This window comes from Rahnella sp. AA (assembly GCF_002834385.1).
GTDB lineage: Bacteria > Pseudomonadota > Gammaproteobacteria > Enterobacterales > Enterobacteriaceae > Rahnella.
The window spans coordinates 475,411-493,157 of record NZ_PITQ01000004.1 but is presented as its reverse complement, the minus strand read 5'-3'; the positions used below and the strand labels follow the sequence as shown (position 1 = coordinate 493,157).

The 17,747-nt window shown below is 51.6% G+C and carries 8 protein-coding genes; 7 read left to right on the top strand and 1 reads right to left on the bottom strand.

Annotated elements, in window-relative coordinates:
• Window positions 1-235 precede the first annotated feature (235 nt).
• The 7 genes from CWS43_RS13245 (at window position 236) to nei (ending at window position 15,698) form a co-directional block, all read left to right on the top strand.
• The gene (locus CWS43_RS13245) at window positions 236-1,960 is read left to right on the top strand and encodes a ShlB/FhaC/HecB family hemolysin secretion/activation protein (protein ID WP_232776922.1); all 1,725 of its coding nucleotides are present in this window, start codon (window positions 236-238) and stop codon (window positions 1,958-1,960) included.
• A gap of 13 nt (window positions 1,961-1,973) precedes the next feature.
• Window positions 1,974-2,486 (top strand): toxin-activating lysine-acyltransferase, encoded by a 513-nt coding sequence (locus CWS43_RS13240; protein ID WP_101077392.1) that lies wholly within the window; start codon window positions 1,974-1,976, stop codon window positions 2,484-2,486.
• Between the two features lie 22 nt (window positions 2,487-2,508).
• Window positions 2,509-13,110 carry a hemagglutinin repeat-containing protein gene (locus CWS43_RS13235; protein ID WP_101077391.1) on the top strand — a complete coding sequence of 3,534 codons (10,602 nt, stop codon included), beginning with the start codon at window positions 2,509-2,511 and terminating at the stop codon, window positions 13,108-13,110.
• A gap of 44 nt (window positions 13,111-13,154) precedes the next feature.
• Entirely contained in the window at window positions 13,155-13,592 is a 438-nt protein-coding gene (locus CWS43_RS13230; protein ID WP_232776919.1) for a hypothetical protein, read from the top strand.
• Between the two features lie 114 nt (window positions 13,593-13,706).
• On the top strand, window positions 13,707-14,075 hold the full coding sequence (locus CWS43_RS13225; protein ID WP_101077389.1) for a DUF4279 domain-containing protein: 369 nt from the start codon (window positions 13,707-13,709) through the stop codon (window positions 14,073-14,075).
• 178 nt (window positions 14,076-14,253) lie between these two features.
• Window positions 14,254-14,904, top strand: coding sequence for a pyroglutamyl-peptidase I (gene pcp, locus CWS43_RS13220; RefSeq protein ID WP_101077388.1), 651 nt, complete (start codon window positions 14,254-14,256; stop codon window positions 14,902-14,904).
• Window positions 14,904-15,698, top strand: coding sequence for an endonuclease VIII (gene nei, locus CWS43_RS13215; RefSeq protein WP_101077387.1), 795 nt, complete (start codon window positions 14,904-14,906; stop codon window positions 15,696-15,698). Before pcp ends, nei begins: the two co-directional genes overlap by 1 nt.
• Window positions 15,699-15,759: 61 nt before the next feature.
• Here nei and CWS43_RS13210 read toward each other — a convergent pair whose 3' ends face one another.
• Window positions 15,760-17,043: a citrate synthase gene (locus tag CWS43_RS13210; RefSeq protein WP_101077386.1), complete on the bottom strand. Its 1,284-nt coding sequence runs from the start codon at window positions 17,041-17,043 to the stop codon at window positions 15,760-15,762.
• Between the last annotated feature and the right edge of the window lie 704 nt (window positions 17,044-17,747).

Below are 17,747 nucleotides of genomic sequence, written 5' to 3'. Positions count from 1 at the left end.
GTTATTAATGGTAAATAAATCTCTAAAAAATTGAAAAAAAGATAAATCAAACATATAACACTCGTCTGTATTCAAATATGATTCCGTCAGGAACTGACCCGGTCGCGAGATGATATAAAATATATAATTCTAACTGTATGAATGGGTTAATTAATTTAACCGAGGCAGTATTTTTATGTTTTTAATAAATCTTTTTCCCGTGGCAGAGGTTTTTTTTGCAGACGATTATTTTGGAATGAAACATATAATGGATTATGCCCGCTTTTTACATAAAAAAAATGCATCAAACAGCCATGTTTTATTTGGGATATTAATATTTCCTTCTCTACTTTTTTATTCGCAAGTTTTTGCGGCAACGGAAAACGATCGTCAGCTTATTCTTCAGCAAGAACGCCAGAAAGCGATTGAACAGGAGCTGACACCGCCGGTGCCGGATGTGCGGCTACAATCCGCAAAAATTCGTTCAGGATCTCTGGATTTCCCGATTGAAACCCCGTGTTTCCCGATCAGTCATGTTGTGCTGACCGGAGCAGACGCGCTGCCGCACTGGCTTCCGCTCCAGCATATTGCTGCCCGGGCGCAGGGGCGCTGTCTGGGCGGGCAGGGCATAAATCTGCTAATGGGGGCGCTGCAAAACCGTCTTGTAGACAGCGGATATGTGACGACCCGCGTACTGGCGCCTGCGCAGGACCTGACGAAAGGAACGCTTCAACTGACTGTGGTGACCGGGAAAGTCGGGGAGGTGAAACTGACACCTGACAGCGGCCACTACCTCCGTCTTTACAGTGCCTTTCCTCCCCATCACGGCAATGTGCTGGATCTGCGTGATATCGAACAGGGCTTAGAGAACCTGCAAAGGTTGCCGACCGTGCAGGCCAGCATGGAGATTGTTCCGACACAACGGCCGGGGGAAAGTGATATCGCGCTGAACTGGCAGCAACTCAGGCACTGGCGGCTGGCGGCCTCGCTGGACGATTCCGGTACCGACAGCACCGGGCGCTATCAGGGCGGTCTGACACTTTCGGTCGATAACCCTTTCTCGCTCAGCGATCTGTTCTACATTTCAGGTTCCGGCAGCGTACTTGCACCCGGTGATAAGGGTTCCAGCAACGTCACCGCGCACTACTCCGTGCCGTTCGGATACTGGACGACGGGCGTGACGTTCAGCAGCTACGACTATCACCAAAATGTCGCGGGCTTAAACAGCGATTACCGCTACAGCGGAAAAAGCGACAATCTCGATTTCCAGCTTAGCCACGTTATTCAGCGCAGCGGGTTAAGCAAAACCACGCTGACTTACGACGTGCTGACCCGGGGTTCTAAAAACTACATCGATGATACTGAAGTTGAAGTTCAGCGACGCCGTACCTCCGCCTGGAAACTGGGCCTGCAGCACCGTCACTCGATCGCACAGGCGACGCTCGATTCAGGGATCAGCTATCAGCGGGGTACGCGTTGGTTTGGTGCGATGAATGCGCCGGAGGAGAGCTTCGGCGACGCGACTGCCCTCAGTAAAATTCTCCAGGCAAACGTTCAGATTGAGCTGCCTTTCACGTTGTTAAATCAGAACCTGCATTTTAGCACGCAATATCAGCGCCAGTTCAGCAATACGCCGCTGACGCCTCAGGATCAATTCTCTCTCGGTGGCCGCTGGACGGTGCGCGGCTTTGACGGTCAGCGCACGCTGAGCGCTGACCGTGGCTGGTATGTGCGTAATGACATGGGCTGGTATACCCCGGTGGGGGGCATTGAGCTCTATCTCGGTGCCGATTACGGCGAGGTGGGCGGGCACGGCAGCGATTTATTGGTCGGCAAACATCTGGCTGGTGGCGTCGCCGGTCTTCGTGGGAACGCATTCCACATCGGATACGACTTTTTTGCCGGTGTTCCTTTCTCCAAACCAGAAGGATTCCAGACCGATCCTGCAACGTTTGGATTCAATCTGAACTGGCAGTACTGAGAGGGTACCGGTAATGAGAATAGATGAATTTGAAATTAAATCACCGCTGATTTTTGGTGGCGAAGAAAGTGAAGCCGAGGTGTTTGGTGCCTCCGTCTGGTTGTGGATGCACTCGCCGATGCACCGCGACTTACCCGTTCATCATTTACAAACGCAGCTATTACCCGTCATCAAAAGTCAGCAATACGTTCTGGTTTCACGCCAGGAAAACCCTGTCTTTTTTTTGAGCTGGGCATGGCTGGATGAAGATGCGGAACGACGCTATCTGACCCGTTCGGTCGCCAATTTTCCCGCTGAGGATTGGAATAGCGGTGACCGCATGTGGTTTGGCGACTGGATTGCCCCGTTTGGTGATACCCGCCAAATGTATCACTTAGTCCGTCGTCACGTTTTCCCCGATGCCTGCGTGCGTTCGCTTTATCAGCACGGTGCCACGCGTGGGTTGAGAGTTATCAACTGGAAGGGCGCGAAGGTCAGCGCGTCAACTGCCCGCGAGTGGTGGCTACGCCATCCCATCGCTGAATAAATTCATAAAATAGGGATATCGCATGAATAAGAATCTATACCGTATCGTGTTCAACCAGGCACGCGGCATGCTGATGGTCGTCGCTGATATTGCCCGTGCTGCACACGGTTCACCTTCTTCTGGTATTGGTCATACTCACCGTCAGCGCATTGGAAAACTGTCTGCCCTGAAACTCAGCCTGATGTTTGCGCTTGGGGCCGTGTACCCGGCACAGGCGCAAATTATTGCGGACGAGGGGGCACCCAAAAATCAGCAGCCTACGGTAATGACCAGCAGCAACGGCACGCCTCAGGTCAATATTCAGACGCCAAGTGCGGCGGGCGTATCACGCAATGTTTACAGCCAGTTCGATGTTGACCAGAAAGGCGCCATTCTGAATAACTCGCACAAGCAGATCCAGACAGCCACCGGGGGATGGGTAGAGGCCAATCCGTGGCTGGCTAAAGGGGAAGCGAAAATCATCTTAAATGAGGTGAACTCCCGAAACCCAAGCCAGCTCAGTGGCATCATCGAAGTCGCCGGGCAGAAAGCACAGGTAGTTATCGCGAACCCTTCGGGCATTACGTGTAGTGGTTGCGGTTTTATCAACGCCAACTGGACGACGCTGACGACGGGCCAGGTGCTGATCAATAAAGGATCGCTGACGGGATATAGCGTCGAGCGTGGCGAAGTGACTGTTAATGGCGCGGGTATGGACAGTTCGCGGCAGGATTACACGGACATTATTGCCCGAACGACAAAGATCAATGCCGGGATTTGGGCTAACGAACTCAACGTCACGACCGGGCGTAATAAAGTTGATATCACTCATCAGAAAATTGAAAAGCAAAGTGAGGAAAGCAGCACCCGCCCGCAGGTCGCCGTGGATGTCGCGCACCTGGGTGGAATGTACGCCAATAAAATCCGGCTGGTTGGCACTGAACATGGCGTCGGGGTGCGCAATGACGGGAATATCGGTTCGGTGGCCGGCACAGTCGTTGTTACCGCGGATGGCCGTATCGAAAACAGCGGCAGTATCGACAGCAGCCGGGAACTGACCCTGATCTCAAACCAGGGGATCAGTAATACCGGAACACTTTCTTCGCAAAATGAGATGCAACTGAAAAGTGGAGGGGAGATCGGCAACGGCGGCACGGTGGCCTCGCAGGATAACCTTCAGCTTGCAAGTCAGGGGGAGGTGAATAACAGCGGCACGCTGATTGCCAGGACGCAAATACGGGTTACCAGCACAAACGATGTTAAAAACAGCGGAACGCTCGGCGCACAAACTCAAAATGTTACGGTGACCGCTGACGGGCGGGTTGAGAACGATGGGGAGGTCATCAGCAGCCAAGGGAAACTCTCCGTCAGCGCGAAAAAGGGGATTCGCAATAACGGCACTTTCTCTTCACAAAGTTCAGGCGTACTGACCAGCGGCGCAGAATTTAATAGCAGCGGTACGCTGTACACGCTGAATGATATCCATATTGAGGCGGCAGGCAGCCTGAACAATAGCGGCGTTATTTTCAGCCAAGGCGACGCGCAGCTTGTCAGCAGTACTGACATCAGGAACAGCGGTACCTTGCTGTCGCATAATAACGCCAGCCTGACCAGTGCCGGAGATATTTTCAACAGCGGATCGCAGGCCGCCGCAGGCCATTTACAATTGCAGTCTGCCAGCCTGCATAGCACTCAGGGAAGTCAGCTGGCGGCCGGGGTCTTAGCCGATGGTTCTCTGGGGAATAGCGGCGATTTACGTCTTACCACTACCGGAGAATTGCTGGCACAAGGCCAAAACCTTGCTGCGGGGGATTTTACTGCCCACGGGCTAGGTATTGATCTCAGCGGGAGCCAGACTCAGGCGCTAAATATCACCGTTGATGCGCAAACCGCTAATTTACTGACCCAAAATGCGCAGGTTTTCGCCCAGAACAATCTGACTGCCCTGACCGCAACAACGCTGGATAACGACGGTGGTACGCTGAGCGCCAATTCGCTTTCCCTTTCAGCTTTTAATCTGTCAAATCAAAGCGGCGACATTCTCCAGTTTGGCAACGACGCTTTGTTGCTCGAGCATGCAGGGCAAATCAATAATACCTCAGGGCGTATTGCCAGCAACGGTGAAAACCTGACGTTGCGCTCAGCATTAATTAATAACCAGCAAGGGCAAATCATCCACGCCGGAAGTGGCGACTTCCACCTGCAAGCACAAACACTGCGGGCAGACGGCGGCCAGCTGTTATCCAATGGCCGGCTTGACCTGCAGGGCGGAGATTTTGTGCTGGATGGTGCAACAACTTCCGCACAAAAAATTACCCTGGACTCTGAAAACTTATCGCATCGCGGCGGGCAGATGATTCAGAACGGTAGCGGTGAGATGACCGTAACCGTTCATCAGAGAATTGATAACCAGGGAGGGATCTTGGCCGCAAACGGCGGGCTGCATATACGCGCCGCCGCGCTGGATAACCAAAATGGCAGTGTTATTGCGGCCAGCGAAGGAAGCCTGACGCTGTCCGTTTCCGGGGAAGTAAACAATCAGCAAGGCGAGCTGGCCGCCAGCCAAAACCTGACGCTGGAGGCGAGTTTATTGTCCAATCATCAGGGTTGGATTTCGGCGGTGGGGGGAGATGCACGACTGCATACCTCAGAGGCGATCGATAATAGCGAGGGGCTGATTGAAGCAACAAACGGGTTAGATCTGATCAGTGCCGGGCTCAATAATCAGACCGGGCAACTGGTGGGGGGGAATGTCTCGATTGGACTCAGTGCGTTTGCGCTTAATAACACGCGCGGGGTAATTGCTGCATCTGAGCGGCTGCGAATTAACAGCGGTTTCATCAATAATGACGAAGGGTTGCTGCAATCCCCCGGCGATATGGATATCAATACTCACGATCAGACCCTCAGCAACCGTAACAGCGGGGAAACCGGTGGTATTCTCAGTGGCGGCGCACTGAACATCAGCAGCGGAGGAATGGATAATCAGCAAGGCTTGTTGGTGGGTAAAAATGCTTATCTGCAAACCGGAGATTTGAATAACCAGGGCGGCCAACTGATTGCTTTGCAGAGCCTGACGCTGAGTTCGCAGGTACTGAATAACGAAGCCGGTCTTCTACAGTCAACCGGTGACATGTTGATTGATACCCACGGGCAGCGGCTAAGTAACCGTAACAGCGGCGAAATGGGTGGCATTTTCAGCGAAGGGGCACTGACATTATTTAGTGATGCATTGGATAACGTATCTGGCGTGCTTGTCAGCATGGGGAATGCCGTTTTAAGCACCGGTAGTGTTGATAACCGCGGCGGGCAGTTGGTGTCCTGGAACCAGTTTACCCTGAACAGCCAGACGCTTAACAATGCGGGCGGTTTACTCCAATCGGCAGGCAATATGGTCGTTGATACTCAGGGGAATGCACTGAGTAATAACGACGGCGGAGAAATCAACAGCCAGGGTGAATTACGTATTCACAGTGCGGCGCTTGATAACCAAAAAGGGCTGATTGCCAGCGCTGCCGGGCTGACGCTGGGCAGTGATTCCCTGAATAACTTCCAGGGGACAGTGCTTTCTTATCAGGATCTGAGTGCAACCACGCTGGCACTGAATAATCAGGGCGGGATTATTCAGGCACTCGGGAATATCACGCTGAATACCCAAGGCAGACAACTGGATAACCGCAATGATGGATTTGTCGGTTCAGAGGGATCTTTGCGTTTGTTCAGCGGAGATGTTCTTAACAGTACCGGTGCCCTCTACAGCGCTGCGGACGCCGCCTTTGAGTTTACCTTGCTTGATAATCGTGGCGGTCAGGTTGCTGCACAGAAGTCATTGGGGCTTAGCGGTGCGGTAATCAATAATGACGACGGGGGGCTGATTCAAAGCGGCGACACGCTGGCACTCTCAGGCGACACTCTGAGCAACCATAACAGTGGCGACGCGGGAGGGATCACCAGTCAGGCCGCGATGACCATTAAAAGCGGTGGGTTTGATAACAGTGCCGGCGTGGTGATTGCCGGAGCTTCACTCGAGCTTGACAGCACCATCCTCAACAATCAGTCCGGAATTTTAGTGGCGCAGCAAGCGCTAAATGCCCGTACTTTCGGTCTGAATAACAATAACGGGCTGGTACAATCTGGCGGTGATTTCCAGTGGAATGCGCAACAAGGCGCAGTGAATAACCAGGATGGTACCCTCTACAGCCTGAATAGTTTCCAGCTCAGCGGCGGTTCCCTTAATAATAAATCGGGAACATTCGGCGCGAAGGGCGACATGGTTCTGAATGTGACTGATGTCGATAACAGCGCCGCTGGCCGGATTATCAGTGAACATCAGATGGCGCTGTACTCGGCGGCGGTGAACAATCAGCAAGGGCAAATTCAGGCAGTTGGCGATCTGCTACTGGAAAGCGCACAAGACATTATCGATAACACCCGCGGGCTTATCCGAAGTGGTGCCAACCTGACGCTCGATGCGCTGGCGCTGATCAATAATTCAACGCAAGACAATAATCTCGGCATAGAAGGGCAATCCGTCTCGCTCAATACCGGCACCCTGGACAATCAGCACGGCAGTATTCTTGCCGACAAACAACTTAGTATCACAAATGCGGCAAAGCTCGATAACCGTGATGGGCTACTCAGCGCAGGCGACACCCTGCAATTGCAGGGATTATCGCTGAATCTGGTCAATACACATGGCATCGTGCAAGCCGGTAATCTTCTGGATATCCATGCGGATACGCTGGGTGGTGACGGGCAACTGCTTTCCCTTAACGATTTTAATATTACCAGTGTCCGTAATTTCACCAACAGCGGCGAGGTGATTGCCAACGGTAATCTCACGTTTACGACGTCGGGGGATGTCACCAACAGCGGTGAATTCCTCGCCGGACAAAAGCTCGATCTGCACGCTACCAATCTGACGAATACCCTGGAAGGCGAGTTCAACGCCGGGCAAGACTGGCTGACGGTTACCCAAACCCTGACCAACTACGGTTTGATCGACGGTGTTCATACCCGTCTTCAGGCCGGGACGCTGAATAACATCGGAACCGGAAGAATTTATGGCGATGCCGTCAGTGTGCAGGCCGTTACCTTCAACAACCTTGCCCAAAATGGGAAGGCGGCAGTCCTGGCCGGGCGTGAGCAGGTTGAGATCGGCGTGCAAACGCTTAACAACCGGGATCACGCACTGATCTACAGCGGCGGGACTTTGTCGATTGGCGGTACGCTGGATGCTACCCATCAGGCTACGGGGCGTGCAACAACCGTCAATAACCGCAGTGCTACCATCGAATCAGCCGATTCAATGTGGATATCGGCAGGAAAGATCAACAACATTAATGAGCATTTCAGCACTGAACTGGTCACGCTTTCGGTTGAGGAAATGAAGGAATACCAGCTAAAAGGGTTCGATACCCGCTGGCAGGAAGATGAAATTCAAATCACCAATTCAGAGGTGAATTTCCTGCATACGCCAGAGTCTGCGGATGATGATTACACCGAATTTGATTTCACCCGTACTGAACAGGAAACACAAATTCTTACCAGCGATCCGGCCCAGATTATCGCTGGCGGTAACTTAATCATTAACGCCGATCAGTTGCTCAACGATAAAAGCCAGATTATCGCCGGGGGAACGTTAGCGATCACGGCGAAGAAAGTGGATAACGTCGAAGTTGCAGGCGAGCATCTGACCACTGATATCGGTACTGCTATCCATTATTACCGTAAAAGAAATAAGGGCAGGGATAGCCAGAAGAGTGACAACACCCCTTATACGCCGCCAGCGGTCATCCAAACCATCGCGATAAAGCCGGGTACGTTGGTGGATCACGGGAAAGTGACGGGGAACACGCTGGTTATTGCGAATGGCACCACGGCCCAGGCGCATGCCGCTTTAGGTTACAGCGGCAGCGTGAGCAATACCGTAGACGGCAGTGATGTGGTTGCAGCATTCACGGCCAATAGTACCGCAATCTCCAGCATTACGCCGGGCGACGTGAGTATTGTACAGCCAGTAGTCCTGAATCCGGGGCAGGTATTCGATGTCAGGGCCAATGTGAATCCACAGCAAGGTGAAGCTGTGCAGAATGTCATTCGCATGGTCGGCGTCAATACCAACCTGCCGGATAACAGTTTATTCGTCACACACCCGGAGGCCGGAAGCCATTATCTGGTGGAGACTGATCCTCGTTTTACTCAGCAAAAACCTTTTATGGGCAGCGACTATATGCTCAACGTACTGTTGCCTAAAGTGCAGCAGCCGGAGGATATGTTTAAACGCCTGGGGGACGGATTCTACGAGCAGCGACTGGTGCGTGAGCAAGTGGTGGCGCTAAGCGGCCAGCGTTACCTCGAGGGCTACAGCAATGACGAAGAGCAGTTTAAAGGGCTGATGGATGCCGGGATCACCTTTGCGCAGCAATACAATCTGCGGCTCGGCGTTGCGCTGACGCCGGAACAAATGAGCCTGCTGACCAGTGATATGGTGTGGCTGGTAGCCCAGAATGTCACGCTGCCCGATGGCTCCGTCCAGCAGGTGTTGGTACCCCAGGTTTATGCGCGGGTAAAACCCGGCGATGTGAACGGTTCCGGCGCTTTGCTGGCGGGGAACAACGTCAGCCTTAAACTCGACGGCGACTTGCTTAATTCAGGGACCATCGCGGGTCGCGAAGTGGTCCAGCTCAGCGCGGACAATATCACCAATCAGGGCGGGCGAATTCAGGGTGCAGATATCAGCCTGCAGGCGCGCACTGATATCAACAATTTCGGCGGCACCGTCATGGCGCAGGATTCCCTGTTCGCCAGCGCCGGGCGTGACATCAATATCAGTAGTTCCACACGTACGGCGCAGAGCACGAATGGAATAAACAGTTTCGAACGCACTACGCTGGACCGGGTTGCCGGATTATATGTGCAGGGCAACGATGGATTGCTGGTATTGCAAGCCGGGCGTGATCTTAACGTCACTGCGGCGCAGATCGTCAACAGCGGCGAAAATAGTATCACTCAGCTTGTCGCCGGACGCGATCTTACGCTGAACACCGTTACCACAGGCAGCCGTGACAGTCTCATCTGGAATAAAAACAACAGCCTGAATCAGGGGGATCGTCAGGACGTTGGCAGCGAAATCATCGGCAATGGTGCGGTAATTCTGAGTGCAGGGAATGACCTGAACGCGCGGGCGGCAACGATTGCAGCGGGAGATGAGTTGAAGCTGTTCGCTGGCAACGACATGAGCATCGTCAGTGGCGAGAGTCAACACGATCTCGATGAACGCCATCAGACAACCGGCAGCGGATTCTTATCCAAAACCACAACCACTACCCGCGACCAGTTCGATATCACCACGGCGCAGAGCAGCAACCTGAGCGGTGACAGCATCACGATGATCGCGGGGAATAATTTACTTGTGCAGGGTAGCAGCGTGGTCGGTGAAAATGACGTTGCCCTGCTGGCAGGTAATGATTTAACCATCACCGGTGCTACGGAGCGCAGCACCGAAAGCCACGAATCACTGGAGAAAAAATCGGGCTTCAGCGGCAGCGGCGGTATTGGCATCAGCTATGGAACACAGAGCCTTAAAACCACCGATGATGCACAAAGCCTGACAAACTTTGGCAGTACGGTGGGCAGCGTCGGAGGTGATGTCACGCTGGGTGCAGGCAATAATCTGTCGGTTGTCGGTTCTGATCTGATTGCCGGGCAAGATATGGCGCTCTCTGGCAAAAATGTCAGCATTATGGCCGCAGAAGAGCAAAACAGCCAGACGCACAAAATGGAGCAACAGACTTCCGGGCTGACGCTGGCCTTGTCGGGTTCAGTCGGCAGTGCGGCGAGCGGTGCGGTTGAAACTGTACAGCAGGCGAAGGACGCGGACAGCGGCCGTCTGGCCGCGCTCGAAGGCGTTCAGGCAGTGCTCAGCGGTGCCGGGGCGGTACAAGCCGGACGCCTTTCCGAGGCGCAGGGCAATGATCCGGCTAACAACAATGCCATCGGCATAAGCCTTTCCTACGGCAGCCAGTCATCATCTTCGAGCCAGTACAGCGAACAGCATACCTCTCAGGGCAGTACGCTGATGGCGGGTGATAATCTGAATATCACCGCCTTCGGAGACGGAATAAAAGGCAGTTCGGGTGATATCACCGTGCAGGGAAGTCAGATACAGACCGGTAAGGACCTGACGCTTGACGCCAACCGCGACATTAATCTGATATCCGGGCTGAATACGCAACTGACGACGGGCGAGAATGAAAGTCAGGGCGGAACTTTCGGCGTGGGTATTGGTGTCGGTCAGGGCGGATGGGGGATCAGTATTTCTGCCAGCGGCAACAAATCCAGCGGGAGCGAAAGCGGCAACGGAACCACGCACAGCGAAACGACGCTTGATGCCGGTGGCGGCGTTACGCTGATCAGCGGACGTGATACCAATCTCATCGGCGCGCAGGTCAGCGGTGAAAGCATCAAAGCAGATATCGGGCGTGACCTGACGCTTATCAGCGAGCAGGACAGCGACCACTACGAGTCCGAACAGAAAAGTGCCAGTGCTGGCGGTAGCATCAGCTTTGGTGGCGGCTCGGGAAGTATCAGCCTGAGCAAGGATCAGATGTATAGCAATTACGATTCTGTGACTGATCAGACCGGGATGTTTGCAGGCAAAGGTGGTTTTGATATCACAGTAGGCAATCACACGCAGCTGGACGGCGCGGTGATAGCGAGCACGGCGCAAGCGGATAAAAACCGGCTGGATACCGGCACGCTCGAGTTCAGTGATATCCAGAACAAAGCTGATTTTGAGACAGAACATCAGGGGATCGGGATTAGCACAGGCGGCGGTAGCGCCGGTGATCAGTTTATCGGCAACATGGCAAGCAACCTGCTGGCAAATGGCGGCAATGATGGCCATGCAGACAGCACCACACATGCGGCAATTTCTGACGGCACTATCGTTATCCGTGATCAAGGCAACCAGACGCAGAACGTCGACGATCTGAGCCGCGACGCAGAGCATGCTAACCAGAGTCTTTCGCCGATCTTTGATAAAGAGAAAGAGCAGCAGCGGCTACAGGAAGTGCAACTGATTGCAGAGATCGGCAATCAGGTGGCTGATATCGCGCGGACCGAAGGGGCGATAGCGGCAACCAATGTGGCAAAAGATAAGATGAATAACGTCACGGATGCCGACCGTGCAAAAGCGGAGGGGCAATGGACGGAGGACCATCCAGGAAAAACGCCAACGGCCGATGACATTAACAGCCAGATTTATGAAACGGCGTATAACCAGGCATTTACCGATTCAGGTTTCGGGACCGGCGGTTCAGTCCAGCGTGGAATACAGGCCGCGACGGCAGCGATTCAGGGTCTGGCTGGCGGTGACCTGACTGCTGCGGTCGCAAACGGCGCGGCGCCTTATATTGCGAAAATGATCGCCGACAGCACCGACGATCTGGCGGCACGAGCACTGGCGCACGCTGCGGTGAATGCCGCGATCGCAGCTGCGCAGGGCAACAATGCATTGGTCGGCGCGGGTGGTGCGGTGACGGGTGAACTGTTGGGCATGATTGCAGTAGAAGCCTACGGAAAACCGGTCAGTGAACTGAGTGAAACAGAGAAACAAACTGTCTCTGCGCTGGCCACGTTAGCCGCAGGGTTGGCCGGTGGATTGATAGGCGACAGCAGTAGCGATGCCATTGCCGCGGCACAGGCAGGGAAGGTGACGGTAGAGAATAATTATCTTCATGCTGATGACGAGAAAGCTCGTCAGGATGCGAAGTGGTCATTACCGTATCTTGAAGGTGAGAAAAAAGAGCAAGCAGAGAAATTGATAACAGAACTGAATGCGAAGGATAAGGCACTTGATGCTGCTCTGGAGCAAGCTTGCCAAACCCTCTCATCGGCAGGATGTCAGGCGATGCGCCAGGATCTTGTCGCAGCAGGTAAAAGTTACGATGAGATTATTTATGGCACAGGATTCAGCACGCTCGAAGCGGTATATGGCGAGGGGGCTGAAAAAGTCGATAGCCTAATGTGGCAATATGCTACGGCTGATGCGAAGGCTGTAAGGGATAGCACTATTCAAGCAATGGCCAGTAGCTACGATCTCAGTCTTGAAGAAGCCGAAGCATTATATGATGGAATGACATTTATTCATGGCGCGGCCGCAATAGGCGGTGCCGTGTATGGACTTAAAGGGGGAGTCGCGTCTGAATCTGAAATAGGTGTTCCAGTATCGAAATCAAATAATCCGCTGTCCCCAGTGCAACAGAGGGATGCTTTTGGTAATGAAATTTATTATCGCTCAATGTCGGAAGAACATTTTGAAATGTTACAAAGAACAGGGGTATTACCAGCTACAGGAGAAACATCTATTTCACCTGTTTTATCCTATTCATCAAAATATGATGGAATAGCTGTTAAATTTACTCTTGCTCCAAGTACGTCTGCAATGCTTCAGGAAATTGGTATTGCAGCTAATAAACCGGCATCAGTTCAGTTACCAAACTTATCAACGCAAACAGGGAAATGGAACCAAACAAATGCACGTTTTAAAATTGAAGGGGGGCAAATGTCAACCCAGTTGGGACAGGGAAGTGCATTGGACATATTCAATAGTAATATTATACAATTTAACAAAATTCATTAATGGGGTGATAAATGTTACTAAGTCTGGAACAAGAAGGAACTTCTATGAAACTGGTCTATCAGTTAACTGAGGCGTTAAAAATAGACCCCGAGCAAATTGTTTTGGCACAGGCGCTCACGCTTAATGCTTTAAAACCTCGATTGGGGCTTAAAGGTTCTCTGGGGCTGTTTGGGTCACAAAAATGGTGGGCTAGCATCAATCAAAAGAAAATGCCTTTGTTGCATATTTCAGGCGAAATCTCTCGAGCTTATTGCTCAGGGCAAAGTGAATCAGGACTGAACAACACTATTGATGTAGTCTTGGAAGATGGTTCTAAATCCACCATTGGCATTTATACAAATAATAAATCTGATGTCCAGTTGTTTAAAATTGGTTGCAAGATTGATATTGTTTATGCACTTGATGAATTAAAACAACAACCGGCTTTGGATGGGGGGGTTAACTATTCTAAAATTGCACTCGAAATGGCTATTTCAATCTAACTTTTCCGTAAATCCAACCTCAATTAGAGTTGAGGTTGGATTTGAGCCATATTGATAAAATTAATTGTGTTTTGTTGGTGCTTGTTGTTGATTCATTTAATGAAAAGAGATTATATGAATAAAACAACAGTAAAAGCAGAGTTTTCCATTTGCGGGGATGTGTTTGATCCCAGTGGAATCACCAAGTTTTTGGGTATAGAACCTATGGAAGTTAATCTGAAAGGTTCAATGTGTGGAACGAGGAAAAGACCTGGTACTGAGACGTGTTGGTCAGTATTTACAGAGAAGGAAGAGTCTTATGATATCGACGAACAAACTAGAAAAATATTGTTTTTATTATTCAATAAAGTTGATGCTCTGAACGAGATAAAGAAAAAACATAACACTACTTTTATATTATCCCTGCTAATTGAAATAAGAGGGGGGGAGGGGCCTGCTATTTATTGGACGTCCGAAACAAATCGTTTCTTAGGGAGCATTTGAGCAGAAAGTTCGATTGATTTATATAGTTATAGTTAAGTTACATATTTTGACTCCGCGGATGCAGTTTGCACCTTTCATTACCCTCCCAAATGACCAGAATTGCAAAAGTGCCTTGATCGAACCTTTTGAACCAGCGACAGTTAGAGATTGAAAGGTTGCCCTACAAAAAGGATCTATCATGCGTAAAGTCTTAGTCACCGGTATCGAGCCGTTTGATGGTGAAAAAATTAATCCGTCCTGGGAAGTGGTGAAGCAGTTGGGCGATCTGGAGTTGTCCGGTGCGAAGATTGTGGTTCGCCAGTTGCCGTGCGTGTTTGGCAAAGCTATCAACGCGCTGAATGTCGCTATTGATGAAGTCCTGCCGGAAATGGTGATTTGTGTCGGGCAGGCGGGCGGTCGCAGTGATTTCAGCATCGAACGCGTGGCGATAAACATCAACGATGCGCGTATCCCTGATAACGAAAACAATCAGCCGGTGGATGAGACGATTGTCGCCGACGGCCCTGCCGCGTATTTCTCCACCTTGCCGATCAAAACCATTGTGAACGGGTTACGCGAATCCGGTATTCCGGCTTCTGTCTCGCAAACGGCGGGCACGTATGTGTGTAACCACATTATGTATGGCCTGCTGCATCGTCTTGCCCAGCCATCGTGCAAAGTGGTGAAGGGCGGTTTTATCCATATTCCATATCTGCCGGAGCAGGCTGCGCGTCATCCGGGCGCGCCGAGTATGTCGGTTCACACGGTGCTGAATGCGCTTGAGCTGACAATTGCTATCGCGCTGCATACCGAGCAGGATTTGCGGATTGCCGAGGGTGCGACTCACTGATGCCTGAAGGTCCTGAAATTCGCCGCGCTGCCGATTTGCTGGCCGCCGCGGTTGTTAATAAACCGCTTACGGATGTCTGGTTTGCTTTTCCCAATCTGAAACCATACCAGTCTGCTTTACGTGGTACGAAGGTCACCGCCATTGAAACGCGTGGAAAAGCGTTGCTCACGCACTTTTCCAACGGCCTGACGCTCTACAGCCACAACCAGCTTTATGGCGTCTGGCGGGTTATTCAGGCCGGTGAAACGCCGAAGGAAACCAAACGTTCACTCCGGGTAAAACTCGAAACCACGGACGCGGCTATCTTGCTGTACAGCGCGTCTGAGATCGGCATTTACGATACGGCGGAAATTGAAAATCATCCGTTCCTGCAACGTATCGGGCCGGACGTGCTGGATGAAACGCTGACCGTCGCGCAGGTTCGTGAGCGGTTACTTTCGCCGAAATTCCGCAACCGTCAGCTCGGCGGGATGTTGCTTGATCAGGCATTTCTGGCCGGATTGGGAAATTATCTGCGTGCGGAAATTTTGTGGCTGGCAAAATTGCTGCCCGACCATAAACCGAATGAACTGAATGACGCAGAGCTGGATGCACTGGCCGACGCCTGTTTGTCTGTCGCGCGTTTGTCCTACGCCACGCGCGGTACAATGGATGAAAATGTGCATCACGGTGCGCTGTTTCATTTTAAAGTTTTCGGGCGGACGGGGAAACCCTGCGAGCGTTGCGGCGATCCGATTGAGAGAGGCAGCGTATCATCACGGCCATTTTTCTGGTGTCCGGTGTGTCAGGTTTAACGAAAGCGTTGAAATGAGAAAGGCTCCCGGGGGAGCCTTTCTTGTCAGCGTAATCAAAAACTTATTTTTTCAGCTGAGAATGAAAATCGCGTTTGTCGTAGCCGGTATACAACTGGCGCGGACGGGCGATTTTGATCCCTTCCTGATGCATTTCGTTCCAGTGAGCAATCCAGCCCACGGTACGCGCCATCGCGAAGATAACGGTAAACATCGAAGAAGGAATGCCCATCGCTTTCAGTATGATACCTGAGTAGAAGTCAACGTTCGGGTACAGTTTCTTCTCGATGAAATACGGGTCATTGAGCGCGATATGTTCAAGCTGCATGGCAACTTCCAGCAGATCGTCTTTCATATTCAGCTCATTGAGAACTTCATGGCAGGTCTCACGCATTACGGTGGCACGCGGATCGTAATTTTTATATACGCGGTGACCGAAGCCCATCAGACGGAACGAATCATTCTTATCTTTCGCACGTTTGATGAATTCAGGGATGTGCTCAACGGTGTTGATTTCTTCCAGCATACGCAGACAGGCTTCGTTCGCACCACCGTGCGCCGGCCCCCACAGGGACGCAATACCTGCCGCGATACAGGCAAACGGGTTAGCGCCGCTCGAACCGGCCGTGCGCACCGTGGAGGTTGAGGCGTTTTGTTCGTGATCAGCATGCAGGATTAAAATACGATCCATTGCGCGTTCCAGTACCGGGTTCACGACGTATTCTTCGCACGGCGTCGAGAACATCATGTGCAGGAAGTTACCGGCATAAGACAGGTTGTTGCGCGGGTACACAAAGGGCTGACCGATCGAATATTTGTAACACATTGCTGCCACAGTCGGCATTTTTGAAATCAGGCGGTATGCCGCAATTTCACGATGACGTTCAATTTCAACATCAATGGAGTCGTGATAAAACGCAGCCAGTGCGCCGGTCACGCCGCACAGCACTGCCATCGGGTGTGAATCACGACGGAAACCGTGGAACAGACGGGTGATCTGCTCATGCACCATCGTGTGGCGTGTCACATTGGTTTTGAAATCTTCGTACTGAGCCTGCGTCGGAGCTTCTCCGTACAGCAGCAGATAACTGACTTCCAGGAACGTGGATTCCTGAGCCAACTGGTCGATAGGGAAGCCGCGATGCAGCAGAATCCCTTCGTCACCGTCGATGAAGGTGATTTTAGATTCACAGGATGCCGTAGACGTAAAACCGGGGTCATAGGTAAAAAGGCCTTTCGAACCTAACGGGCGAATGTCTATTTCATCCTGGCCCAGCGTGCCGGAAAGCACGTTTAGTTCGATCGGGTCGTGACCTTGTAGGGTAAGTGTCGCTTTCTTATCAGCCATTTACAGTCTCCTTAGCGCCTTATTTTTAAAAATCAGTAACAACAGAAATGCCTGGAAGCGACGCCTTGTAAGGTCATTATTATTATCAGCCTTACTCTGCGATCGGATGGGGAGGGAACGTAGAGCTCAGTCGAATTGCAGTCTCAGACTGCTCTGTGACAAACAAGCGGCGTTTCATCGTTGTTAACGATTCGGTAAATCATAACTGTTCTGTCGCTCAGTACCTGTGAAGAGGTTGAGGATTTACACAATCACCACTTTTGCATAACTTGGGCCGTCAGGGAAGACCCCGTATTACGATTGTGTGATCCGCTGATTCTTCAGAAACTTTCACCATTTTGGTGCGTGTGGCGTAAGCCGGCATGTGCTCAGTATCACAGTCCTATAGGGATAGTTCATTTGTAATGGAAATGTTGATCAAATGTCAAACTCGATAATTTATTTTGTGTCTTTTATGGAAAATGAGAGCTAACTCACTGTTTAAAAGAAATGTGAATAAAGCATTTGTAGGGCAATTGTAATAAGAATGTGATCAACCTATACTCCTACAAGGTCTCCGGACAATCCGAAGTAGGAGCACCCAGCATCATTTTCTTCGCCCTTCGCGCCACGGCGTTGTTGGCTGCATTTGTTCACCCCAGTCACTTACTTATGTAAGCTCCCGGGGCTTCACAAACTTGCCGCCTGGCCGTAACACGAATGGC

Coding starts and splice junctions, on each gene's coding strand:
- nei (WP_101077387.1), top strand. CDS start 14,904: ATGCCTGAAGGTCCTGAAATTCGCCGCGCTGCCGATTTGCTGGCCGCC.
- CWS43_RS13210 (WP_101077386.1), bottom strand. CDS start 17,043: ATGGCTGATAAGAAAGCGACACTTACCCTACAAGGTCACGACCCGATC.
- CWS43_RS13225 (WP_101077389.1), top strand. CDS start 13,707: ATGAATAAAACAACAGTAAAAGCAGAGTTTTCCATTTGCGGGGATGTG.
- CWS43_RS13245 (WP_232776922.1), top strand. CDS start 236: ATGAAACATATAATGGATTATGCCCGCTTTTTACATAAAAAAAATGCA.
- CWS43_RS13230 (WP_232776919.1), top strand. CDS start 13,155: ATGAAACTGGTCTATCAGTTAACTGAGGCGTTAAAAATAGACCCCGAG.
- CWS43_RS13235 (WP_101077391.1), top strand. CDS start 2,509: ATGAATAAGAATCTATACCGTATCGTGTTCAACCAGGCACGCGGCATG.
- pcp (WP_101077388.1), top strand. CDS start 14,254: ATGCGTAAAGTCTTAGTCACCGGTATCGAGCCGTTTGATGGTGAAAAA.
- CWS43_RS13240 (WP_101077392.1), top strand. CDS start 1,974: ATGAGAATAGATGAATTTGAAATTAAATCACCGCTGATTTTTGGTGGC.